This is a genomic window from Bartonella sp. AA126HLJHH, from assembly GCF_042197425.1.
GTDB lineage: Bacteria > Pseudomonadota > Alphaproteobacteria > Rhizobiales > Rhizobiaceae > Bartonella.
In genome coordinates, this window is sequence record NZ_JBHIRU010000005.1 from 98,760 (window position 1) to 124,157 (window position 25,398).

The window sequence follows — 25,398 nt, forward strand, 5'->3', positions numbered from 1 at the left end:
GACTAAGGTTTTGTCTTCTTTTCGCCTGATATACTTGACATTATTGCTGTTTTCACTTTCTATTGTGGGGATCTTACAGCCATCTCCAAGTAAAGCAACGAACTTCTTCAAATGGTTATCACAACAAAACAAACAGACACAGCAGCCACCGCAAATTATAGAACAAAAAATAGACAAGCCGCAAAAAAAAATCGTAACACAAAAAAACATACAAAAGCTAAAAAATGAGAATGCAAAACGCATTCTTGTTGTAGGGGATTTTGCAGCCTCTGCTGTTGCCGATGCACTTAAAAAGTTTTTTATAAATAATAGCGATATCGTTATCATGAACAACACAATACCAGCTTCCGGCTTAGTTCGAACGGATTATTATTCTTGGCAAAGCAATATTTCTAAACTCATTGACCAAAATAGCCCCGATGTTATTATCATGATGATCGGTGCAAATGATAATCAACCCATCACAGACTCTCATAACATGATTAACACAGATCAGTCAGAATGGATACGCATCTACAAACAAAGAATTATCGAAATTACTGAAAGTCTTCACGCCTCTGGAAAATCATGGATATGGATAGGTCAACCTTCTTTTGGAAATGACCTTTTGACACAAAAAATGAAAATTTTTAATGCGCTCTATAAACAAGAAACAGAAACAGCAGGAGGGTATTTTCTCGATATCTGGAGCGGCTTTAGTGATGAAGAAGGATTTTTTTCTTTTTCAGGCTATGATATTAATGGAAAAACAACCAAATTACGCACCAATAATGGCATGCATTTCACCCCTGAAGGAAAGAAAAAACTTACCTCTTATTTAGAAAAACCATTGAAAAATATTTTAAATTTTCACGCCTTTTCTCATGAAAATTCATACTCAACCGATAAAGCTATTCAAAAACTTATACAAGAATCAGAGAATCAAGAGCGGAGTAAAATTATGCGTCAGCTTCCAATGAGCCTCGATGATATGGTACAAAAAAACACTCACCTTTTAGGCAAAAGAAAGTCAAGTTTTATAAAAAAATCATGGTTTCCACCAAATGGGCATCAAAAAGATCGAGCTGATAATTTTTCTTTCCCATAATGTCTATTTAAAATACAAAATCTATTTTCCTCTATAAACAAAAAGCGAATAAGATAAAAAAACTCTGTTTACAGAGCTATAATGAAGAAAAAATTTGCATAAATCGCAACTGCACCTTTCGAATAATATGAAAACGGCATGGTGTTAACCATACCGTTATATCTTATAGTCCACGTTTGTTAATCATTGCCTCTGGTAAAGGCATTCGTCCCCGAAAAGCTTTATAAAGCTCCTCTGGATCACGACTTCCTCCAGCGGAGTAAATAAAACGTTTCAACTTATCAGCAAGCTCTGAATTAAAAACATCTTCCGTTTCTTCAAAAGCTTGAAAAGCATCAGCATCAAGGACTTCCGACCACATATAAGAATAGTAACCAGATGCATAACCATCCCCCGCAAACACGTGCATAAAATGTGGGGGACGATGACGCATAATAATTGTATCAGGCATTTGCAACTTTTCTAATTCTTGGCGTTCAAACACTGTTGGATCAGTGACTGTTTCGCCTTGATGAAAAGCCATATCCACTAAAGCTGATGAGATAAATTCAACGGCAGAAAATCCTGCATTAAATGTCTGTGCTACTAAGACTTTATCTATCAACTCTTGTGGCATAGGATGACCTGTTTTTGTATGTATAGCATAAGATTTTAATATCTCTGGTACTGTTAACCAATGTTCGTAAAGTTGAGAAGGTAGCTCAACAAAATCACGTGAAACAGATGTTCCCGACACAGATGGCCATGTGACATCAGAAAGCAAACCATGCAATGCATGTCCAAATTCGTGGAAAAGCGTACGTGCATCATCAAGTGATAAAAGAGCAACTTCCCCTTTAGGTGGTTTAGCAAAATTACAAACATTGTAGATAATAGGCTTTTGTCCGCCATCCAATTTATGTTGTGATTGCAAACTACTCATCCACGCACCGGAGCGTTTTGAAGAACGCGCAAAATAATCACCAATAAAATGCCCAAGTAGACTTCCATCAGACTTTTTTACTTCCCACAAACGTGCATCAGGATGCCAAAGTGTAACAGCGTTTTTTTCTTCAAATGTAATGCTAAAGAGTTTTTCGGCTACCCCAAAAGCCGCTTTAATCATAAGATCAAGCTGAAAATAATATTTAATCTCAGCGCTATCGAAAGAAAGTTTTTCAGTGCGAAGTCTTTCAGCATAATAACGCCAATCCCAAGCAGCTAAAGATTCATTGCTGCCCTGATTGTTGGCAAAATTTTGTAAGTCAATTTGCTCAGTAGAAGCTTTCGCTCTTGCGCGCTCCCATACAGGCATAAGCAAATCCATAACGGAATCAACACTTTTAGCCATAGTATTATCGAGCTTCAAATCTGCGAAAGATTTATATCCCAATAATTTAGCCTGCTCATCTCGAAGCGCAACAATCTCTACAATAATTGTTTTATTATCATTCTTGTTATTATTTTCACCACGTTTAGCCCAAGCTTGGAATGCAACCTCACGCAAATCACGACGATCAGAGAATTTTAAAAAAGGTTCAACAATCGAACGTGCTAGTGTTAATGCATACGCTTCTTCATTGCCTCTTTCACACGCAATTTCCTTCATTGAAGCAATGAGATCTTGCGGTAAACCAGATAAGTCTGTTTGTTTTAAAAACAGAATCCATTCAGCTTCATCATTTAAGACATTTTGTCCAAAAGTAGCATTTAAAAAAGCAAGTCTTTCATTAATTTCCAAAAGCCGTTTCTTAGCTTTTTCATCGAGTTTTGCCCCATGACAAACAAACTTTTTCCACCATAATTCAAGAACACGTGTTGTTTCACTCTCAAATTTGCCCAACTGCGACTGTTTATAAAGCATATCTATTTTCGCAAATATCCGTGCATCCATCATCATTTTTGAAGAATAACGAGAAAGTTTTACAACGAACTCTTGCTCTAGCTGTTGAATTAATACATTCGTATGAGCACTGGTGCGTAAGAAAAATATTGAACAGACACGATCAAGCGCTTTACCGCAAAGCTCAAAAGGCTGCAAAAAATTCTCAAGCGTTGGTGGTTCTTGCACCATCGCAATTGCCTCTAGTTCTTCTTCTGCTTCTTGAAGTGCCTGTTCAAAAGCGGGTTTAAAATCTTCGTCACTTATAGAAGAAAAATCAGGAAGACCTGAAAATCCCTTCCAGTCCAGCACTGCTGCTTTTGTCATAATACTTTATGTCTCCATTATAAATTTAAACTGTAACAATTATCTTTACGACACAAATTGATAACATACTAAAACTATTTCGTGAGTTTCAAAACTACCTTTCAAAACGCTATTGAATAAAAAACCTGAAAATCGTAAAGTTCTTTCATTCAAACCATATTATATTGAAGCAATAAAGATTATTCGCTCGCACATCACAATAGAATTGCATATTAACAAAAACACTTGGAGAAAAGCATAATCTCCACTCTTTATAAAATATTGCTGTAGATTCTTTTGAAAATCGCAAACTGCATTAAAGAAATGATGGTAAAATCAGAACTGATTTTTACATTTACGTTTTTATATTATCCTCAAATTAAGCTGTATTCTCGTTTTAGTGATTCAGAAACTTGTTTATAACTTATAATTTACCCTTGACTTTACTTCAAATATTAACAATTGGGAATATAGCTGGGGAGTTTTTTTAAATCTTCCATAAACTTTTGTTTTTATCTCATCTATTATCTAGATTTACAACTCTCCAACTCTTCAGGAGGTACTTTATCATGACTGAAATCAAAACGGCCTTCGACTTCAAAAATTTTTCTCCTGAAGCTCTCGCTGAAAAGTTAAAGAACCAGCATTTTGCAGACTCTATTGATATCATCAATGAGCTCGATATCATGGAACGTGTAACTATTCTTAGTCTTCTGCCTCTTGATTATGTTATCGAACTTTTTGATAAACCAGAGCTTGAGCAACCTGCTGCCATCCTAGAACTTCTCCCTATAAATCGTGCTGTTGAAATTCTTGACGGCATGTCTGCTGATGCTGCTGCAGACGTCTTTCAAGAAATGAATAAGAAAACCCGTACACGACTTTATGCCTTGCTTAACCCCTTAACGCGCGCTGAACTTAAAAAACTCACCAGTTATCCTGATCATACAGCAGGAGCACTGATGACAACAGAGTTTATAGCCGTTCCTTCAAACTGGACCATACAAAAAACTTTGGATCACATTCGTGAGGTCGAGCGAACACGTGAAACAGTTTATACCAGCTATGTAATTGACCCCAAAACAGGTACTCTTCTCAAAGCTGTTTCCCTGCGTAACCTTATTCTTGCCTCACCTGATGAACAAATTCTTAATGTCCCTACCCATGACTCGCCCATTACAATATCACCTTTCACACATCATGAAGATATCGCACGCCTTTTCCAGCGCCATGATCTTCTCTCTGTGCCTGTAGTTGATGAAAGTAACCATGTCATTGGCATTGTAACCGTTGATGACGTGCTTGATACTATGGTCGATGAAATGAATGAAGATGCCTATAAATTTGGGGGTATGGAAGCACTTAATAAGCCCTATATGCAAATTAAGTTTCCTGAAATGATGAAAAAACGCGGAGGCTGGCTCGCTTTACTCTTTATCGGTGAAATGCTGACAGCAAGCGCTATGCAACATTTCGAAACAGAACTCGAAAAAGCGATTATTCTTACACTGTTCATACCTCTCATTATGAGCTCAGGAGGAAATTCCGGCTCACAGGCTACATCCCTTATTATACGTGCATTGGCTTTACGTGAACTCACGTTGAAAGACTGGTGGAAAGTGATCATTCGTGAAATTCCAACAGGACTATCCCTTGGTCTCTTACTAGGAATTATTGGTGTTACGCGCATTGCTCTTTGGCAAAAACTAGGTATCTACGACTATGGCCAACATTGGATTGCTATTTCGACAACAGTGGGTACAGCTTTAGTTGGAATCGTTACCTTTGGTTCTCTTTCTGGATCTATGTTGCCTTTTATTCTTAAAGGTTTAAAATTTGATCCAGCAAGTGCTTCTGCTCCTTTTGTGGCAACTTTAGTAGATGTCATGGGCATTATAATCTACTTTTCTGTAGCTTCTCTCATTTTGTCAGGAACTCTTCTTTAAACATGTAAAGTAAAAACTCTTACTTATGGAAAAATCTTGTCATGTAACCTAAGATTCTTTCCATAAGAGAATAAGCTTTATTATTTATTTTCTAGCACACCGCTCTATAGATAATTTATTATTTTTTTGAATAACAGCTCCGAATAACGTAATTTTACCTCATCATAAAGCTTCTCATATTAAATCGATTAAAGTCATCTTCTTGCCAGTCACAAACGAGATCGGTGTATGGCTAAAAACTATTCAAGAAAAAATAAAATACTTCTTATATCCTCTCTCGTATCAAAAACTGGCGCAATATTGACAGCTGAGAAAGAATAATAATGATGATACTCAACAGGCTTTATATTTCTTCACAAAGGCGTTAATAGTATACTATTCGCGTATGTTATATCATTTATGAGCCCTATCATGGAATGGATGTAGTGTACGTTAAGTAATCTCTCTTAAGTACATGAATATGCAACAAAAAGTATATTCTGTTTAAAGTGTTCTGTTTGGCATGAAAAGCATACTCCTATTAGAGAGTGCAATTAACAAAAGTGTAAGGCAATGCACTATCTCCATGGTTTAAAAGATATTACTTTAGATGCTTTTGAAATCATAAATTGGATTAACGGCAAAGATGGGAATTTTCTTTGGATGCCTTCATATTCTTTCTAAATAAGACTGTATTCCGAGTTCATAAATAAATCAAACAGATATAACTCTTGCCCTAATCTGGCATACAAAAGCTAGAACTTCTTATAAAATTCTTAATCATCTCAATATTTACCTCAAATACACGGTTGCATTAGATCTGGATTTTGATTGACAAGTTATGGAATAAGAAAAAGCTTTATTTAGAATAAAAATATTGTAAAGTTGTCAATAAATTGGCTATGGATTAAGAGATATTCCGGATTTTTATCAATCTCTTTGCAAAACAACAACAACAATATCGCTAGCTTTATACTTACTTACTCTTACAAGAATTCATATAAATTTCTTGTGTCATATTGATAAAAATCAAATTGACTGTGATTTTTGGGATAATTTTTAGCTCGAGAATAGAACATACGTACTATAAAAAACTTTTACGAAGCTTCAGAAATTGAAGCTCAATAGAGCCTTAAAGACTTGGATAAATAGTTTTGCCATAAAAATATTGCCTCCATCTTCCAAAATTATAAAAAAACATGTAAAAGATTTTTTAATAGTCAGGCAAAGAATGTAAAGACTTTGCCTCAAATGAAATTTCATTAAACGAAAAGAAGAAAATTTATGCAATTGCGTAACATTGCCATCATTGCCCACGTTGACCATGGGAAAACAACGCTTGTAGACGGGCTTCTCAAGCAATCAGGAAACTTCCGTGATAATCAGCGTACAAGCGAACGTATGATGGATTCAAACGATATTGAGAAAGAACGCGGAATTACAATCCTAGCGAAAGTGACATCTGTTGTTTGGAAAGATACTCGAATTAATATTGTTGATACACCAGGACACGCTGACTTTGGTGGAGAAGTTGAACGCATCCTCAATATGGTTGATGGAGCCATTGTACTTGTTGATGCTGCTGAAGGACCAATGCCACAAACAAAATTTGTCGTTGGCAAAGCATTGAAAGTAGGATTGCGCCCTATTGTTGCTATTAATAAAATTGACCGACCGGATGCACGCGTTGATGAAGTCATTAATGAGGTTTTTGACCTTTTCGCTGCTCTTGACGCAACCGATGAACAGCTTGATTTTCCTATTCTTTATGGATCTGGACGCGATGGATGGATGGCTGAAGCCCCAGAGGGACCAAAAGATCAGGGATTAGGTCCTTTATTTGATCTTGTGACGCAGCATGTCCCTTCTCCTAGTGTAGCAGAAGGACCGTTTCGCATGATTGGAACTATTCTTGAAGCGGATCCGTTTTTGGGACGAATTATTACAGGACGGATTCATTCTGGCTCTCTAAAACCCAATCAAAATGTCAAGGTTCTTGGACAAGATGGAAAACTTTTAGAAACTGGGCGTATTTCAAAAATTTTAGCATTTCGTGGCTTAGAACGGCAACCTATTGAAGAAGGAAGTGCTGGTGATATTGTTGCGATTGCAGGTCTACAAAAAGGTACCGTTGCTGATACTTTCTGTGACCCTACTGTCAATGAACCCCTTACTGCCCAACCAATTGATCCTCCTACTGTTACTATGAGTTTTCTCGTCAACGATAGTCCCCTTGCTGGAACTGAAGGCGATAAAGTAACAAGTCGTGTCATTCGTGACCGATTGTTAAAAGAAGCAGAAGGCAATGTCGCTCTTAAAATTGAAGAATCAGTCGATAAAGATTCTTTCTACGTTTCAGGACGAGGAGAATTACAGCTTGCAGTTCTCATTGAAAATATGCGCCGTGAAGGATTTGAACTTAGTGTTTCACGCCCACGTGTTGTTATGCAAAAAGATGAAAATGGAATAACTCTTGAGCCAATCGAAGAAGTTGTTATCGATGTTGATGAAGAATATTCCGGTACTGTTGTACAAAAAATGTCTGAACGTAAAGGCGAAATGGTGGAATTACGTCCTTCTGGAGGTAATCGTGTCCGCCTTGTCTTTTATGCACCAACCCGAGGACTCATTGGTTATCAATCTGAACTTTTAACGGACACACGTGGTACAGCAATTATGAATCGCCTTTTTCATGCTTATGAACCTTATAAAGGAGACATTGCTGGTCGTGTTAATGGTGTTATGATTTCAAATGACAACGGTGAATCTGTCGCTTATGCTCTTTTTAATCTTGAAGATCGTGGACCTATGATCATCGATGCGGGTGTGAAAGTCTATCAAGGTATGATTATTGGCATCCACTCACGAGATAATGACTTAGAAGTCAATGTCTTAAAAGGGAAAAAACTCACCAATATGCGCGCTTCTGGAAAAGATGAGGCCGTAAAGTTAACGCCTCCCATTAAAATGACATTAGAACGCGCCTTATCGTGGATACAAGATGATGAACTTGTGGAAGTAACCCCTAAAAATATTCGTCTCCGCAAACTCTATCTTGATCCTAATGAACGTAAACGTTTTGAAAAAACACGTACATCAATTTCAAGTTAATTTCATAATCTCTTTGGTAAAATATTTAATTGTATTGAGCCTCACTATATTCCAGAAAGGATGTCTCTATGAATATTAAGGAAATACCCGTAGGCAAAAATCCACCAGAAGATATTAACGTTATTGTGGAAGTCTCCCTTGGTGGGCAACCAATAAAATATGAGATGGATAAAAAGTCGGGTGCATTATTTGTTGACCGTTTTCTTCATACATCAATGGTTTATCCTGGAAATTACGGTTTTGTCCCTCATACGCTTTCGGATGATGGTGATCCTATTGATGTCCTTATCTGTAATACCCGTCCACTTATGCCTGGTTGTGTTATCAATGTTCGCCCCATCGGAGCTCTAATGATGGAAGATGATGGTGGTAAAGATGAAAAAATTATTGCCATTCCCACTACAAAATTAACAAAACGCTATATCAATATTCATGACTATACAGACCTGCCCGAGATTACACTCAAACAAATTGAACATTTCTTCAAACATTACAAAGATCTGGAACCTGGAAAATGGGCTAAAATTGAAGGATGGCGTGATAAAAACTTTGCGCATGAATTAATTAAGCAAGCTGTTGAGCGCAATAAAAAAATATAACGATTTTAATAGAATAAAGCCTATTTAAAAATAGGCTTTATTCTTTATTTTTTCTACGAGATGCAATCTCTAAAGGATTGCCATATCTGCTGTAATTCTTCTAAATGTGTCGAAAAGTAAAGTTGTTTGTAGCGAGATGTTGCGCCGCTTTTCAGAGAAATAGAAGAAGCTGAAATCTTCCACTGCTTCGCAAGAAATTTAATGAGAGCTTTATTCGCTTTTCCATCTTCAGGAACAGCACGAAGGCGTATAACCAGATATTGTTTTTCACCATCCCTACATTCAATCCCTATTATTTTGTCAACGGATGATTTGGGAATGAGATACACAAACAAAATCAAGTTATTTTTATCAACTTGATAAAACATGTATTCGCCTCAAGTAATATTTCTATACATATATGTTTGCGTAAACGCGCCACATGAAAACACGAATAAAATAAATAATAATGAACACTACAATAGGTGAAATATCAATCGTTCCCAAATTTGGTAAAATTTTCCGGATACGGCTTAGAACGGGATTTGTAAAACGATATAGAAAGCTTCCTATCAAAACAACAAAGCGATTGCGTGAATTTATGATATTAAAGACATAAAGCCAAGAAAAAATGACACTAGCGATTAAAATATCAATATAAATCTCAAAAATCAAATCAATCGTTCGAAGCAATGCATAAATCATGCGTCATCCCTTTCAATCAAGGAAACAGAAGAGCGTATAGAAAACCTTCATTAAAGCAGGTCTGTGTATCAAAAAATGGTTTTATATTTCAATACTCTTTTTTCTTGAATAAAAACCAGACATCTAAATTCTTCATCTCTCTATTTAATGACGATGCAGTTAGAAAACAAATATCAAAATTAAAAATAGCACATAAAATAGAAGAAACGGCAAAAAATCTGAATATCCCTTATAGGATTAATCTTAAATCTCATCGTTTTAATTATTAATTATAAAAAAACAAACTAACTAAAAACGGCCTTTTAAAGGCCGCTTCTAGTTTTAAAATTATTTCTGCAAAGCAGTCAAACGATTAAGAGCACTACTAAAACCATCTAGCTGAACAAATAAATCATTCAAAGCTGGTTCACCTGCAGCAGCAATTGTCATCGCCAACTTTAACTGTTTTCCAGAACGTAAAGCTGCTACGTGATTTTTGTCAAAAACGACAGGAACCACACAACCTGCTGGTACACAAGTCCGGATACCGGTTTCGATAACAGCTTTTCCCTCATCAACTTGTAAACGAACAGGCTTAGAAACCAAAATGCCAAAAGGAACTGTTAAATTACCAGATACAACACCCTCAGCATCGAGAGTAAGGCCCATAGCCACAACAACACGCCCCTGCTCATTCACTTCTTGACGGTGCATAAAACAAATTCTTTTCCCTTCTTGTATACCACAGTTAATAGTCCACAAACCGTAGGTTTCAGTCAAAGAAGAAGCTCCATTTGGCAATGTCGCTGCCGCATCTTTTGATGCAGGAGGCTTTGAACTTGTTGCAAATGCAACAGATGAAATACTCAAGAGAGTAAAAACTATAAGTAAATTAAATAACTTTTTCATTTTATATTCCTGTTCTTTACATAAAAGATAAACATGTTTATTATTTATTATAATATAAAGCATCTTAATAAAAAAAGCTTTCCCGTAATCATATAGCTTTTATAATGGTCTAAGGCTACCTCGAAATTCGCTGACAACTTTCGTATAAACGTGCTTTTTAAAAGAAACAGCAATCAACGGAAGGGTTTCTAGATCAATCCATTTCCATTGATCGAATTCCGCTTTATTGCCATCTGGTGGCGGATTAATCGCAATTTCAGAAAGCTTTCCTGTAAACTGGAAAGCAAACCATTTTTGTATTTGCCCACGATATTTATTTGTTAATGTGCACCCAATAAGTTCTTGTGGAAAATCATAATGGAACCAATTTTGTGCTTCTTTAATCAACTTCACAGATCGAATACCCGTTTCTTCATAAAGTTCACGATATGCTGCATCTAATGGTTTTTCATTTTCATCAATCCCTCCTTGAGGAAGCTGCCAACGATGAGATATTTCAATATCTGCATGAATGGGCATCATTAAACGACGCCCAACCCACACTTTACCCTCATGATTAAAGATAACAATCCCAACACATTTGCGATATGGAAGAATCTTCAAATTAATACCTGCATCCATTTAATATTCCTCAAAATCGCAAGCTATAGATATCAATTCTCACTTTAATACATCCTTATTGGGATCTGGTGGAAATGCTGCATTTGACATTTCACCTCGTAACAGTTTATAGGCCTCATTCAATTGAATATCATCTTTAGGGTCTTTGGGAACAAAAGCAGCTGAACCAGATCCTTTATTACTTTCTCTTTTTCCTTTGATATGTCCTTTTAATGCAGACTCACCAACTTTTACATCATAACCTTTATATTTTTCAGGGAGTGGTTGCTCTACAATAATATCAGGCGTAATCCCTGTTCCTTGAATAGAAGTGCCTGATGGCGTGTAATAAAGTGCTGTTGTTAAGCGTAAAGCCCCATTTTCACCCAAAGGAATAATTGTTTGAACAGATCCTTTACCAAAAGACTGCGTCCCTAAAATTGTTGCACGACGATGATCTTGCAATGCACCCGCAACAATTTCAGAAGCACTTGCTGAACCACCATTAATAAGAACAATGAGCGGTTTTCCATTGATGACATCACCTGGCTTCGCATCAAATCTTGTCACATCACTCTTTTTGCGCCCACGAGTCGACACAATTTCACCCTTATTGAGAAAAGCACTCGAAACATTAACAGCTTGATCTAAAAGCCCACCCGGATTAAGCCGCAAATCAAGGACGTAACCTTTTAGCTTATCTTCAGGAATTTTAGATTGGATATCTTTAATTGCCGCTAGAAGATTATTTAATGTCTGTTCAGAAAACTGGATAACTCTTAAATATCCAATATCACCCTCAACCCGATATTTCACCGCTTTTACTTTGATAATATCACGAACAATCTTCACTTCAAATGGCTTATCAACGCCAGAACGAATAATTGTTAAGGTAATTGGTGTTCCAGGAGCACCTCGCATCTTATTAACAGCTTCATTCAATGTTTGACCATTCGTTTGTACATCATCAATTTTTGAAATAAGGTCTCCTGCTAGAATACCTGCTTTTGAAGCGGGAGTATCATCCATTGGTGAAACAACTTTAATTAAGTTTTTTTCCATAGTGACCTCAATACCAAGACCTCCGAACTCTCCTTTCGTAGAATCCCGCATATCCTTGGCTTCTTCAGCATTCAAATAAGATGAATGAGGGTCCAGTGATGTGAGCATGCCATTGATAGCGTTTTCAATAAGCTTTTTATCATCTGGAACTGTAACGTATTGCATACGTACACGCTCAAAAACATCGCCAAATATAGCTAGCTTTTTATATGCATTATCTTCATTATTCGCAGCAACAGACTGCACCATAATCATTGAACAGGCGCCGAGCAATACCCCAGCGACCAAAAGAATAACTTTACGAATCATTTTGGCTCCTTCTTATTTTTTCAGTCTGCCACCAAGGAGTTGGATTTACAGGTTTCCCCTGCTTTCTAAACTCAATGTAAAGCATTGGAGAAGTTTTTCCTATATCCAATGCAACACTGTTTGAAATAAATTGCATTTCCATTATACCCAGAGGCTCACCTGAAAGAACAAACTGCCCCTGTTTTACATTAATTCTCGACATTCCAGTAAGAATGATATGATAACCATTTCCAACATTGAGAATGATTAAATGTCCGTAAGAACGAAATGGCCCAGCAAAAGCAACAAAAGCATCTACAGGTGATATAACAACAGCTCCTGACTCTGTTTCTATCGTTTCACCAAAGCGCGTAATCTGCGAACTTTTATTAGAATGACGTATTCTTTTTCCTGAAACAGGAAAAAGTAAAGAACCTTTTCGGCTTTCAAAATTGGACTGTTCTAACAATTGCAAACTTTTCCGTACCTGTACTGATGCATCAGAGCTAAATTTTGACTGGCGGTCGAGCTCTAAAATCAATTCTTCCAAAGACTGCGCTTTTTTAGCAAGAGCAATATTTTTTTGTTGCTGTTCTGTAAGTTCTTTTTCTGATTTTTTTTGTAGTTTGTTTTTTTGGTCTAATAAAAGCTCTAGACGTTTTCGCTGCTCTGCTTGATTTTGCAGTTTTGTCTTTAATGCCTTATATTCCGTAGTAATGGAATTACTCAAATTGGTCAACTCCTTGAGTTTTTCTGTTAAATCTCGCGTTTTCTCTTGCATCTGAGGAATAACAGTACCTAATAAAACAGAACTACGTATAGAAGCCAACGCGTCCTCTGGCTGTATCATAAGAGCAGGAGGCGGATTCAATCCCATACGCTCCAAAAGTGCAAGAACTTCCGCAAATTCAGCACGACGATTTTTTAAACTTTGATAGACTTGTACCCGCTTTTCTATCATTTTTTTAAGCTTTTCTTCCCTTTTAGCAATATCATCTGCTACTATACGTTCTTCTTTAGCCGCCTTTATGAGTGCATCACTCAAAACACGTTGATCTTTTTTTAAATGCTCAACTTGATGCATAAGAAAAGCAACACGCTCACGCGAAAGTGAAATATTTTGGCGAATTTCTCCTAATTCTTTATGGACTTCCGTACTCCTCATTGTATCTTCCGCATGCGATACAGAAAAGCAAAAAAATATACTCAAGAGCAGAATGACAAATATGACGCACTCCTCATATAAATATAGCATCTTTCTATGAAGAAGCTTTTTCATTTGCAAAAACCATGACACCTCATCGTATACATTAGAGATGCTTTAAATGGTGTCAGCTAAAACAATATTAATAAACATATAAATAAGTGCTAAAAATTGAACAAAAATATTAAAAACGATGATACGGATGATGATTTTCAATTGTTACAGCGCGGTAAAGTTGTTCTGTAAGAAGAATACGTGCAATTTGATGTGGCCACGTCATCAAACCAAAAGATAAAAGAAAATCAGCACGCTTCCTTATTTGTTCATTATGCCCATCAGGTCCTCCCAAAGCAATGACGACATCTCGAATGCCCTCATCACGATAACGCCTCAATTTTTCAGAAAAAGAAATTGACGAAATCGATTCTCCACGCTCATCTAACACAATTAATCGACATTTTTCAGGTAAAAATTCAATAAGTTTTCTCCCCTCTTCCTCCATACGTTGATAAACTGTTTGAGCACGACTTTCTGGTATCTCTTGTAACTTTTTTAAATGAAAGCCTACATCTCCAGAAATTTTAGAAAAACGATCCAAATAATGCTGAACTAATTTTTGCTCCGCCCCACTTTTCATACGACCAACCGCAAAAATAGAAATTTGCATTTTAATGATCTCCGAAGAGAAGCAAAGCCGTATCGTTTAAATCCGGCGTCATCCATATTTTTTCTAAATTATAAAAAAGACGAATTTCTGGACGAAAAAGATGAATGATAATATCACCTGTATCAATCAATACCCAGTCACCTCCAGCAAGCCCTTCTACACGCGCAAGCCCCTGCCCACTATCTTTCCAAGTATGTAATAAATGATCAGCAACAGACGATACATGACGCTGCGAATTTGCTGAAGCTATGACCATATAATCAGCCAAAGATGACTTCCCTCGAATATCAATAGCAACAATATCTTCTGCTTTTGTATCTTCTAAACTCTTGAGAATAACTTCAAGACTCTCACTAACAGAAAAAACTTTTTTTTCTTTTGAAGGCATAATATCGTAAGAGTGTTTGTGTGCAATGTTTTTCAGATCAATATCCTTTCTTATCGTTGTGGAATCTAAAAAAGAGACTTCTCTAAAGAGAAGCAGAATCTTATGAAATGTTCAAGAAAAATCATTCTTCTTCAAACGAAGGTTTGTTGAAGATTGAAAAGATAAAGGTCCATGCAAATAAGTCCAAACTGGTGGCTTGATAAAAGGTAATCGCTTACTTTCTCTCTCATCCAAACGAAAACGGCGATAAATATGTGCCATAGGAGAGGAAAGTGCTGACCAATTGCCTAAAGGACGATCAATAATCGCAATAGGAAGCATAGAGACGATATCATGCCATCGATACCAATGATGTATCGTCGCAAAACTATCTGCCCCCATAATCCATACAAAATTTACGCCACTGTAATGGGTAAGAATATGAAAAATCGTATCTACTGATACTTTGCTCCCTATAGCCTGTTCAAAACCTGTTAAGCGAATTTTTGGATGGTCAATAAGTTTAAAACTTAATTGCATTCTCTCCTCTAAAGAGAGCAAATGTGTACAATCCTTTAAAGGATTTCCTGGAGTGATCATCCACCATAACTGATCAAGATGCAAACGCCGAATGGCAATTTTTGCAACAAGAAGATGCCCCGCATGCGGTGGATTAAAGGAACCACCAAAAAGACCCACAACATTAGATCTTTCAACATGTGGCATACAATTTTTCCATGGAAAAAATGGTGTTCTCAAGCTCTAACCTGACCATTTCCTTTAACGTGATATTGAAATGATGTTAGCTGTTCAACACCTATGGGACCACGTGCATGCATTTTTCCTGTTGCGATACCAATTTCCATTCCAAAACCAAATTCACCTCCATCAGCAAATTGTGTAGATGCATTGTGTAATAAAATAGCTGAATCTAAATGATTAAAAAAATTCTTCACCACTTCTAAATCCTCAGCAATAATCGATTCCGTATGTCCTGATGAATAACGCTTGATATGAGAAATGGCTCCCTCAACACCCTCAACCGTTTTAACAGAAAGAATAGCATCAAGATATTCATGCGACCAATCTTCTTCAGAAGCTAATTTGACATCTGGCATAAGAAAAACAATATCTTCTGTGGCACGAATTTCACACCCCTTTTCCTGTAAAGCAGTTAAAACAGGAAGAAATTTTTTTAATGCTTGGCCGTCAATGAGAACTGTCTCAACAGCACCGCATATCCCTGTTCGCCGCAGCTTTGCATTTAAAACAATATTGCGTGCCATATCTAAATCTGCCGATTTATCAATATAAATATGACAAAGTCCCTCCAAATGAGCAAAAATTGGAACACGTGCATCAGACTGAACGCAGGCAACAAGGCTCTTTCCACCACGTGGTACGATCACATCAATCGCTCCATCCAATCCTTTGAGCATTTCCCCAACGGCAGCACGATCTGTCGTTCCAACCATTTGGATGGCATCTTTAGGTAAACCAGAGCGCTCTAAACCTTGTACCAAAGCTAAATGAAGAGCATGAGAAGAATGAAAGCTATCCGAACCACCGCGCAAAATCGCAGCATTGCCAGCTTTTAAGCACAAAGCACTCGCATCAACTGTAACATTTGGACGACTTTCATAAATAATGCCAATCACACCAAGAGGTGTTCGTACACGACTTATATGAAGCCCATTTGGACGCGTCCATTCATCCATCACTTGCCCAACAGGATCAGATAAACGAGCAACTTGGCGAACACTGTCTATCATTGCACGTAAACGCAAATCATCTAATTTTAGCCGATCAATCATTGCAGCTTTCAAATTATTCTGAGCAGCATTCTCTAAATCTTGACAATTCGCCCGTAAAATTTCATCTGACTGAGCCTCTAAACTTAAAGCGATCATTTCTAATGCATTGTTCTTTTGCTCAGAAGAAGCAACAGCCAATGCTGCAGCGGCATAGCGTGCTTTTTGTCCCATATCTTTCATTTTTTCTTCTAAAGTCATCGTAACATCCACTCTGCCAAAACAATAAAAACAAAAGTAACTTTTTTAAACAGAATTGATCAAGAAACGTACAATCATATCATTACGATGCACCATAGCAGAGCGCGCCTCATACCCAAGAATAGCTTCGATTTCTTCACTTTTATGTCCTATAATGCGTACAGCCTCATCTTTGTCATAGCTTACAAGTCCACGCGCAATCTCAACTCCATCTGTACCAACAATTGCAACCGTATCCCCACGCTGGAAACTTCCCTCAACGCCAATAACCCCTGCAGCTAATAATGATTTTCCTGATTCAAGAGCCCTAATGGCTCCTTGATCAATCGTCAAAACACCAGATGGATCTAAATGACCAGAAATCCATGTTTTCCAAGCATTGACAGATTTCTTACTTGCCGCAAAAAAACTCTTGCGTTCACCTTTGTCAATTGCAGCAAGAGGATTCATACGCTTGCCTGAGGTGATAATCATCGCCGTTCCAGCAGCATTAGCTATTTTTCCGGCTTCAAGCTTAGTCTTCATTCCTCCCCGTGAAAACTCTGAAGCAGCAACATCTGCCATTTTTTCGATATCATGCGTAATGGATGCAACAAAAGGTATAAATTCAGCCGTAGGATCACTATGGGGAGACTTTGTATAAAGACCATCAATATCGGATAAAAGTATTAAAAGATCTGCCCTCACCATTGTTGCCACACGTGCAGCTAAACGATCATTATCACCATAACGAATTTCAGTTGTTGCAACAGTATCATTCTCATTAATAACAGGCACAGCTCCCAAATATAAAAGCGTCTCAATCGTTGCACGTGCATTGAGATAACGCCTTCGCTCCTCCGTATCAAATAAAGTGAGCAAAATTTGGCCTGTTTTGAGCCCATGTTGAGCAAGCGCATCACCATAGGTTTTTGCTAACTCAATTTGCCCCAAAGCAGCACATGCCTGGCTTTCTTCCAATTTCAAAGCCCCCTTAGGAAGCTGTAGTAATGTCCTTCCTAAAGCAATAGCACCTGAAGACACCAATAATATCTCTACGCCTTTTTTGTGTAATTCAACAACATCATTGATCAAGCTTTTAAGCCATTCAACCCGTAAACCTGCCTGAGGATCAACCAAAAGGGCAGATCCAATCTTGACCACAATACGTTTATAGTGTGTAAGTTTTTGCGATCCAACAGCCATCTCAATCAACCTTGCTATCCCCACTGATCTCCTCTTTGCGTGACATTTCAATAATATGTGCACCAGCACGCAGCACATTTTCTAAACCTTCGCGGCTAACCGCAGAAAACATCATAACTGGTTGATCCGCTGCTCTTTGCAAAGCTTCCCGTTTAGCTTCACGCTCTTCAATTGTCAGAGTATCTATCTGGCTTAAAGCAACAATTTCAGTTTTATCACTTAGATTATTTCCATATGCCTCAAGTTCATGACGCACAATTTGATATGCTTTTGCTACATCTTCTTCTTGAGAAGAAATTAGATGAAGCAGTACGCGACAACGTTCCACATGTCCTAAAAAACGATCTCCAATTCCCACACCGTCATGCGCTCCTTCAATTAATCCTGGAATATCAGCCAAAACAAATTCACGACCATCAATACGTACAACACCAAGATGAGGATGTAGAGTGGTAAAAGGATAATCTGCAACTTTTGGTTTTGCAGCCGTTACAGAAGCTAAAAAAGTTGATTTTCCAGCATTGGGTAAACCAACAAGCCCCGCATCAGCAATTAACTTCAAACGAAGCCATATTGCACGCTCTTCTCCAGACAAACCTGGATTTGCACGACGCGGTGCCCGATTTGTCGATGTTGTAAAGTGAAGATTGCCAAAACCGCCATTCCCTCCTTTTGCAAGGCGATAGCGCTGTCCCACTTCCGTTAAATCACATATTAACGTTGTATTATCTTCTTCAAAAATTTGAGTCCCAACCGGAACTTTAAGGATGACATCATCACCCTTCTCACCCGTCATATTACGCCCCTTGCCATGTCCCCCTGTTTTTGCTTTAAAATGCTGTTGGTAGCGATAATCAATCAGCGTGTTAAGTCCATCAACAACAAGAGCCCAGACATCACCACCCCGTCCTCCATTCCCTCCATCAGGCCCCCCAAATTCTATGAATTTTTCACGGCGAAATGATACTGCTCCAGAACCTCCATTACCAGAACGAATATAAACTTTAGCTTGATCAAGAAATTTCATTGGAAACACTCACTGAGGAATCAATCTCTCTACCTCTATAGGCAATACATTAATTTTACCAGTTTTTCATCATTGATAACAGAAAAACTGTCACTATCGCTGATAACTCTTTGAGAAAAAAATCATCGCATTTAAATAGGTTAAGTAAAATTAAGTCTTCTTAAAAGAAGGTGCTATTCTTGTACTTTTGTTTTTCCCTTAAATTCAAGTGCTAGAAGATAAAGCTCTACTGATTCTGATCGGCTTGCGGGTGGTTTAACATGGTAGACTTTTTTAAAATGCTGTTTTAGTATCGTAAGAAGAGTGTTTTCTGCTCCTCCTTGAAAAGCCTTTGCTAAAAAATATCCCCCAGGCTTGAGAACCGAAAGAGCAAAATCAGCCGCAACTTCACATAAATAAATCGTTCTTAAATGATCCGTCTGACGATGACCTGTTGTTGGCGCTGCCATATCAGAAAGAACCACATCCGGTTTTGTCCCTAAAGTTTCAATTAATTTCTGCGGTGCATCTGTATGCAAAAAATCCATTTCCAACATGGCAACTCTAGGTAATGGATCAACATGTAAATAATCAATACCAACAACGCTAGGATCCTCATCACTTGACCCTACTATACGCTCAACCACCTGACACCAACCCCCAGGTGCTGCTCCTAGATCAATAACCTTTTGACCTTTTTTCAAAAACCTATAGCGCTCATTAATTTCAATGAGTTTATAAGCCGCACGCGAACGATAACCATCTACTTTTGATTGATGGACATAAGGATCATTCAGATGCCTCTCTAACCATCGTCGTGATGAAGCTTTAATGGTTCCTGCTTTCTTTTTTACGCGCTGATATAATTCATGTGACCCTGAACCTCCATAGCCACCTCTTGGTGTTTTTGTTGTTTTTTTCATCGTTATTCATTGTCTCCATATTTAATTCTCTAACGCTTGAAATCTCTGCTCTTTCTATGACGACACCATACTCCATCGCGTAACATCAGCTCTATCAAAATTCCTTCCCTTAATCCACGATCAGCAACTCTTAAACGCTGACTTGGCCAAACTTCCCGAATAACATCTAAAATTGCACAACCAGCTAAAACTAAATCTGCTCTCTCGCGTCCAATAAAAGGACTTATGACACGTTTTTCTATATCCCATGATAATAGGCGTTGTGTCATAAGTGTAATGTCTGCATCCTTCATCCAAATGCCATCCACTTTTTTCCTATCATAACGCTCTAAATTAAGATACATTCCTGCTAAAGTCGTAACCGTACCGGAGGTTCCCAAAAGATGAAACTTCGAACCTTGTGCTAACTCTCCTAATTTATGACGATCTGAAAAATTATTTAATAACCCTCGCACATAGCTTTTCATTTTTTCAAAATCGTCTAAGCTAATATCATTCCCTCCAAAACGTTCAGCAAGCGTAACAACACCAACAGGAAGAGAAGTCCAAGCGATAATTTGTCGAGCTAAACGAAAAGAACGCTTTTGAGAAACATCCAGTAGCACAATTTCTGATGATCCTCCTCCAATATCAAAAAGCACAATTGCGTCAGTATTTGGTTCAACAAGTGTACTACACCCTGTAACAGCAAAACGCGCTTCTGTTTGCCGATCAACAATTTCCAATTCAAGACCTGTCTCCTCCAAAACACGCTGAATAAAATGTCTACCATTTTCTGCAGAACGACAAGCTTCCGTTGCAATCAAGCGATAACGCTTAATATGCCTTTGTTTTAGCTTTAAATGACAAATCTTTAATGCTTCAATCGCACGATCCATAGCTTGTGTATTAAGAAAACCGTTATTTATTAAACCTTCTCCCAATCGTACAATACGAGAAAAAGCATCAACAACACGAAAATATCCAGGTTTACTGGGAGATGCGATAAGAAGACGACAATTATTTGTTCCGAGATCAAGTGCCGCATAAAGAGGTGGAGATTTTACTGGATGGAACCGTCGAAGAAAAGGTGCTTTGAGTTTTTTTGTTTTTTGAGTATCTATCATTATCTGATTATGAAACTCAAAAGCTGTCTCAGATTGAACAAAAACCTGTTTCTGTTCATAATGTTTTTTTCTCTGTTGTCTCTTTATATCAACAAGGACAGAGTATGCCTCTGTTCGTGACAATGCAGAAAGATTATTTGTATTACTACCGCACTGATCATACAACTGATCTGCTTTGGTATCGTATATTTCTCCTCGCTTTAACTCTTTTGAACCATAATTTAACGGGGTCATGTCCCTTATCCCTTGAGCGTTCCCCCAATAAATAAACGCGAAAACTCTTCTGCTCATTCCTAAATAAAGCAATAATGCAGCATCAAATGATATATACAAGAAATCATTCTTTCTTTTTCTATCATTAAAATTTTCTACACTAACATCATTCAGATTTTTGTATAATCTTTCGGTTGTTTCCGTGAAATCATGCATCTCTTTATGAACTTAAAACTATAAATTAATCGTTTACGTTCACATCAATTTTTATAAATTATGCTCTTTTCTTGATACCATTCACACGGAGCACACCTCTATTGTAACAAACCTACACTATCATACTATTTGCTGACTCTTAAGGTTACAACAACCTATACATTAGTACGGTTTATAAGAAAAAATTTTTTTAATATCGTTATCCACACACGAGCTTCGTCTGTTATATGCAATGAAATGGCTTTGATTATGCTGGAATAAAAGTTCTGTAGTACCACAAAATGCAATTACAATAGCTGTTATTTTGTGAATACCAATAAAAACTATCATTCAAAAAAATCTCTAGAATTATAAATTTATCTGAAAAATATTAATGCATAATCAGACCGCTTTAAAAATCCATTTGAAGCTTAAAAAAAGAATTTAGTCTACTCATTATTGTAAGGAATAAATCGAGTATTTCTCATCTTTTTTACTTTTAATAACTAACGAAATCATTCTTTAAGCATTACGGGAAACACTAACTTGATTTTCTATTAAATATAAAGAACTTACTGTGACTTTATATTCATAAAACTCTCACTCTTTCCAACAAATCACCTCGATATCATATTATATAAAACTTCTTACTTATTTGACCTTATAATTTACACTCAGAAATATAATACAACAATTTATGGAAAAATGACTCTTGTTAAAAATACTCGATGGATTCTAAGGACGGAAAGAATTAAGTGCTGCATTTAACCCTTTAAATGGTACAGTAAAAGAAAATACCTTACCTTCTTTAGTTTTATAGGAAATACGTACCTTATTGTTCTGCTCTATTTGTTTAGTCAAAACCGGCCCTACAGGTGATTGTGCCAAACAAACCGTTTCATTACATTGCGTATAATTAATAAGAACAGGTTTTTTAACATCTTTTACAAACATTTGAATCGGAACATTTATATCAGAATTTGGCAATGTTCGAAAAAGCATCACTGCTTGACCACTTGTCGTAGAAACAAGAGACCAACTAAAAATGGTATTTCCTTCTTGATCATGAACCGTCTGTGTTACATTACATATACCTTGCTTATGTTTAAGCTTTTGTTTTTCGTCACAAATCAAAGTCCAATCATAAAACTGCATAATAATTCGACGTGTTTCGCCAGGTTCTCCCTTAGGTATCGATAAGTGCGGTGGATGCACTGTATAAATATTATTGTTCTCGTTGGCAAAGCTTTCGCTCTTGCCTATTAAGGCAAGAGCAAACAGCAGAACCTTTACTAACATACTTCTCGTTTTTACAATAACAGCCATTTTTTCTATTATCATCTCAACCTCAGAGTAATTCCAGCACCTATTCCCCAATGACCTCCAGCACTTGTCACAGATACATTCGAGCGAATATTTCCATCTTCAGATGTATAACCAGCACCAATAGCAAGTGCAGATTGACTGCGCCATAAACCACTCCCAAATGAAACACTTAAAGATCCTGGTATATCATAGTAACGTAAGTTGGACACCGCTAGACCAATAGCAGCAGCTTGTCTTGCTTCTTTCCGAACATCCTGAATAGCATAATTCAATGTCTCAAACTTCATATCCGTATAGGATTTCGACTCGTTTACACCATCATTGACAAGACCACTAACTTTCTCATCCGTATACTTATTGGCATCTTCAAGAACTATCTTCATCTGCTCTTCAGTATAATCATGCAACTGACCGCCATTAACAGCTTGCTGAGAACCTGTTTCAATCTTGCCTGCCGCTACATTGTCTATCATAACAGGTTCGCTGTCATTGCCTCCTACTAACGTAATGCTATTGGTCTTTTTCCCATCACTATCTTTATCATAGTTAACAACGCCATCTGTTACGGCTACTTCAATATCTTTCACATGTTGATCTATCGTATCTACTTTGTCTTCAACCTCTTTTACCCTCTCATTCGTGCTCCAAAGCTGACCACCATTAACAACTTCTTGCGAGCCTTCTTCTATCTTACCATCCAATACATTCGTAATCTTACTCGACTTACCATCATGCTTCGCATCATACGCGCCTTCTTCTTCATTCCAATTCAAACCATTGCTCGCCACATTCTTCTCAACATCATGAATACGCTCGTTGATACTCGTCATACCATCACTGACACCATCAAAAGCTCCTGCTACATCATGATAGATCTTCTTTTCTGACGAACTACCATCAGAATTGAATTGCGCAACCTTGAATTCCGGAGCCCTCCATTCGCCACCTTCATAGCTAGCTCCTCCTCCTAAATACATCGCTAGCGTCTGATGCAAGGAATAAAGCTGTGAACCATTCACGGCTTCCGTCGAGCCTTCAGAAAGTGTTCCAGCTTTCACGCCAGAGAGACTACGTGTATCACCATTCATGTTTGCAATTGTGATTGCACTACCCTCTTTTTCACCACCTATCTTGATTACCTTCGTAGCATCATCCTGCTTAACAAGACTATCTCCTACAACTTTATTAATCTCATTCTGAAGCTCTTTATGAATATTCATGAATGAATCACCAACACCAGCAAAGGCAGACGCAACATCATCATAGCTCTGCTCTTCAACGGCACTGCCATCTTCTTTGACGATCTTAACTTTGAAGCTTGGAGCACTCCATTGACCTTCCTTATATTCAGCGCCACCACCTAAATAAGTTGCAACAGTCTTATTCGTATCAAAAAGCTGAGAACCATTGACCGCTTCACTTGAGCTTGCAGAAACCTCTCCATTGGAAAGAAACTTAATTTTACTGTTGCCTTTCTCATCACCCTCTCCATGTGTTGCTACAAACGCCTTTTCAGAATCACTCCACAACAACGCATTCTGCTTAATATTTTCAGTAACCTCCGTGTTGTTTTGAGTAAACTCTTTTTGAAGATTCTCAAAAGATGTTCCTACACCAGCAAATGCTTCCGATACAGTATCATACTTCTTCTCTTCAACTTTAGTACCATCCTCATTAACGATCTTAACTTTGAAACTTGGAGCCGTCCAAGCGCCACCTGCATAACTAGCATCACCACCTAAAGACTGCGCAACACTGTTACCTAGAGCATATAGCTGATTTCCTGTTACAGCATCGCTTGAGCTAGCAGTAATATCACCATTTGCAAGTGATGTGATTTTGCTGTGTGTCTTCTCACCATCTTTTTCTCCATGCAAGGCGACAAAAGCACCTTCAGCCTTGCTCCATGATAAAGAATCTTGTGCAACTCCTTCTGAAACTTCCTTAATACGAGCGTTGATAGTGCTCATGCTGTCATTAATGTCATTAAACGCACCTGCAACATTATTACTGCTCTTCTTATCACCTTTCGTACCATCATTGCTGAAAGTCTGAATTTGGAAATCCGGATCTTGCCATTCGCCTTTCTCATTATAACCAGCACCACCACCAAAATAGCCAGCAAACTGTTTTTGCAGATCATAAATCTGTCCACCCGTAATCGCATCACTCGAGCCTGATACTATAGAGCCAGCTGCAAGTGATGTAAGCTTGCTGTTCTCTTTATTGTCCCCATGCGTCGCTACAAACGCCTCTGCGTCCTTATCCCACAACAGCGCATCGCCTTGAACTTCCTGAGTAATATTCGTGATGTTTTCAGTAAGTTCATTAAACTTATTCGTTAGGTTGTTATTCACATTCTTGAAATTCGTATCAATACCTTCAATGGCTAAACCAACATCACCATAGGATTTTTCTACTACCTCGCCTTTTGCATCAACACTGGATAATTTATAGGTTGGATCCGTGAAAGTACCATCTTTAAAGCTTGTACCTCCACCTAAGTATTTCGCAATATCCTGAGAAACCTTAGAAATCTGACCGCCATTAACCGCATCATGCGAATTCTCACTAATCTGACCTTCGGCAACATTATGCAAACCTACAGGTGTAGAACCCTTACCTTTACCCAAAGTCACACTCGCATAATTAGTGCTGCTATTATCATCACCTTGTTTATCATAGTGAACAACAGCCGATTCATCAGACTGAAGGCTGGTAGAAAGATCCTTCAAACCTTTATCAAGCTGACCTTTGTTAACAGCTTCATTATCCTTTGTTGC

The 25,398-nt window shown here is 37.6% G+C and carries 21 protein-coding genes; 4 read left to right on the forward strand and 17 right to left on the reverse strand.

Annotated features, from left to right (window positions below):
* The first annotated feature begins 10 nt into the window (after positions 1-10).
* On the forward strand, positions 11-1,087 hold the full coding sequence (locus tag ACFIQC_RS04195) for an SGNH family hydrolase (protein ID WP_375629994.1): 1,077 nt from the start codon (positions 11-13) through the stop codon (positions 1,085-1,087).
* A gap of 163 nt (positions 1,088-1,250) precedes the next feature.
* Here ACFIQC_RS04195 and ACFIQC_RS04200 read toward each other — a convergent pair whose 3' ends face one another.
* Entirely contained in the window at positions 1,251-3,275 is a 2,025-nt protein-coding gene (locus ACFIQC_RS04200; protein ID WP_375629993.1) for a M3 family metallopeptidase, read from the reverse strand.
* Between the two features lie 548 nt (positions 3,276-3,823).
* Between ACFIQC_RS04200 and mgtE the strand changes: the two genes are divergently transcribed.
* The 3 genes from mgtE (at position 3,824) to ppa (ending at position 8,889) form a co-directional block, all read left to right on the forward strand.
* Entirely contained in the window at positions 3,824-5,200 is a 1,377-nt protein-coding gene (gene mgtE / locus ACFIQC_RS04205; RefSeq protein WP_375621166.1) for a magnesium transporter, read from the forward strand.
* Positions 5,201-6,463: 1,263 nt separating this feature from the next.
* Entirely contained in the window at positions 6,464-8,290 is a 1,827-nt protein-coding gene (gene typA / locus ACFIQC_RS04210; protein ID WP_375629992.1) for a translational GTPase TypA, read from the forward strand.
* A gap of 68 nt (positions 8,291-8,358) precedes the next feature.
* A complete protein-coding gene (ppa, locus tag ACFIQC_RS04215; protein WP_273790629.1) occupies positions 8,359-8,889 on the forward strand; it encodes an inorganic diphosphatase in 531 nt (176 codons plus the stop codon).
* A gap of 53 nt (positions 8,890-8,942) precedes the next feature.
* Here the strand turns inward: ppa and ACFIQC_RS04220 are convergent, their stop codons facing one another.
* From ACFIQC_RS04220 to ACFIQC_RS04295, 16 genes are all read right to left on the reverse strand, one after another.
* Positions 8,943-9,257 (reverse strand): DUF167 domain-containing protein, encoded by a 315-nt coding sequence (locus ACFIQC_RS04220; protein ID WP_375621163.1) that lies wholly within the window; start codon positions 9,255-9,257, stop codon positions 8,943-8,945.
* A 22-nt stretch (positions 9,258-9,279) separates the two neighbouring features.
* Entirely contained in the window at positions 9,280-9,573 is a 294-nt protein-coding gene (locus tag ACFIQC_RS04225; RefSeq protein ID WP_375621162.1) for a YggT family protein, read from the reverse strand.
* A 327-nt stretch (positions 9,574-9,900) separates the two neighbouring features.
* On the reverse strand, positions 9,901-10,461 hold the full coding sequence (locus tag ACFIQC_RS04230) for an invasion associated locus B family protein (RefSeq protein ID WP_273790632.1): 561 nt from the start codon (positions 10,459-10,461) through the stop codon (positions 9,901-9,903).
* A 99-nt stretch (positions 10,462-10,560) separates the two neighbouring features.
* A complete protein-coding gene (locus tag ACFIQC_RS04235) occupies positions 10,561-11,082 on the reverse strand; it encodes an RNA pyrophosphohydrolase (RefSeq protein WP_375621161.1) in 522 nt (173 codons plus the stop codon).
* Between the two features lie 39 nt (positions 11,083-11,121).
* Positions 11,122-12,432, reverse strand: a complete 1,311-nt coding sequence (locus tag ACFIQC_RS04240) for a S41 family peptidase (protein ID WP_375621160.1) — start codon at positions 12,430-12,432, stop codon at positions 11,122-11,124.
* On the reverse strand, positions 12,422-13,666 hold the full coding sequence (locus ACFIQC_RS04245; RefSeq protein WP_375630013.1) for a murein hydrolase activator EnvC family protein: 1,245 nt from the start codon (positions 13,664-13,666) through the stop codon (positions 12,422-12,424). The genes ACFIQC_RS04240 and ACFIQC_RS04245 overlap by 11 nt, the downstream gene beginning before the upstream one ends.
* Before the next feature lie 133 nt (positions 13,667-13,799).
* Positions 13,800-14,282, reverse strand: coding sequence for a 23S rRNA (pseudouridine(1915)-N(3))-methyltransferase RlmH (rlmH, locus tag ACFIQC_RS04250; RefSeq protein ID WP_375629991.1), 483 nt, complete (start codon positions 14,280-14,282; stop codon positions 13,800-13,802).
* 1 nt (position 14,283) lies between these two features.
* Complete coding sequence (gene rsfS / locus ACFIQC_RS04255; RefSeq protein ID WP_375610572.1) at positions 14,284-14,670, reverse strand: ribosome silencing factor; 387 nt, start codon at positions 14,668-14,670, stop codon at positions 14,284-14,286.
* Between the two features lie 111 nt (positions 14,671-14,781).
* A complete protein-coding gene (locus ACFIQC_RS04260) occupies positions 14,782-15,375 on the reverse strand; it encodes a nicotinate-nucleotide adenylyltransferase (RefSeq protein ID WP_375629990.1) in 594 nt (197 codons plus the stop codon).
* 29 nt (positions 15,376-15,404) lie between these two features.
* Positions 15,405-16,661, reverse strand: a complete 1,257-nt coding sequence (locus ACFIQC_RS04265; protein ID WP_375706781.1) for a glutamate-5-semialdehyde dehydrogenase — start codon at positions 16,659-16,661, stop codon at positions 15,405-15,407.
* Between the two features lie 45 nt (positions 16,662-16,706).
* A complete protein-coding gene (gene proB, locus ACFIQC_RS04270; protein WP_375629988.1) occupies positions 16,707-17,846 on the reverse strand; it encodes a glutamate 5-kinase in 1,140 nt (379 codons plus the stop codon).
* A 1-nt stretch (position 17,847) separates the two neighbouring features.
* Positions 17,848-18,873, reverse strand: a complete 1,026-nt coding sequence (gene obgE, locus ACFIQC_RS04275; RefSeq protein ID WP_375706782.1) for a GTPase ObgE — start codon at positions 18,871-18,873, stop codon at positions 17,848-17,850.
* Between the two features lie 173 nt (positions 18,874-19,046).
* On the reverse strand, positions 19,047-19,775 hold the full coding sequence (locus tag ACFIQC_RS04280; RefSeq protein ID WP_375706783.1) for an RlmE family RNA methyltransferase: 729 nt from the start codon (positions 19,773-19,775) through the stop codon (positions 19,047-19,049).
* 29 nt (positions 19,776-19,804) lie between these two features.
* On the reverse strand, positions 19,805-21,115 hold the full coding sequence (locus tag ACFIQC_RS04285) for a Ppx/GppA phosphatase family protein (protein WP_375706784.1): 1,311 nt from the start codon (positions 21,113-21,115) through the stop codon (positions 19,805-19,807).
* Positions 21,116-22,024: 909 nt separating this feature from the next.
* On the reverse strand, positions 22,025-22,630 hold the full coding sequence (locus ACFIQC_RS04290) for an invasion associated locus B family protein (RefSeq protein ID WP_273790643.1): 606 nt from the start codon (positions 22,628-22,630) through the stop codon (positions 22,025-22,027).
* Positions 22,627-25,398: Vomp family autotransporter (locus tag ACFIQC_RS04295; RefSeq protein WP_375706785.1), on the reverse strand; the 2,772-nt coding region annotated here is incomplete at its 5' end. The genes ACFIQC_RS04295 and ACFIQC_RS04290, both read right to left, overlap by 4 nt.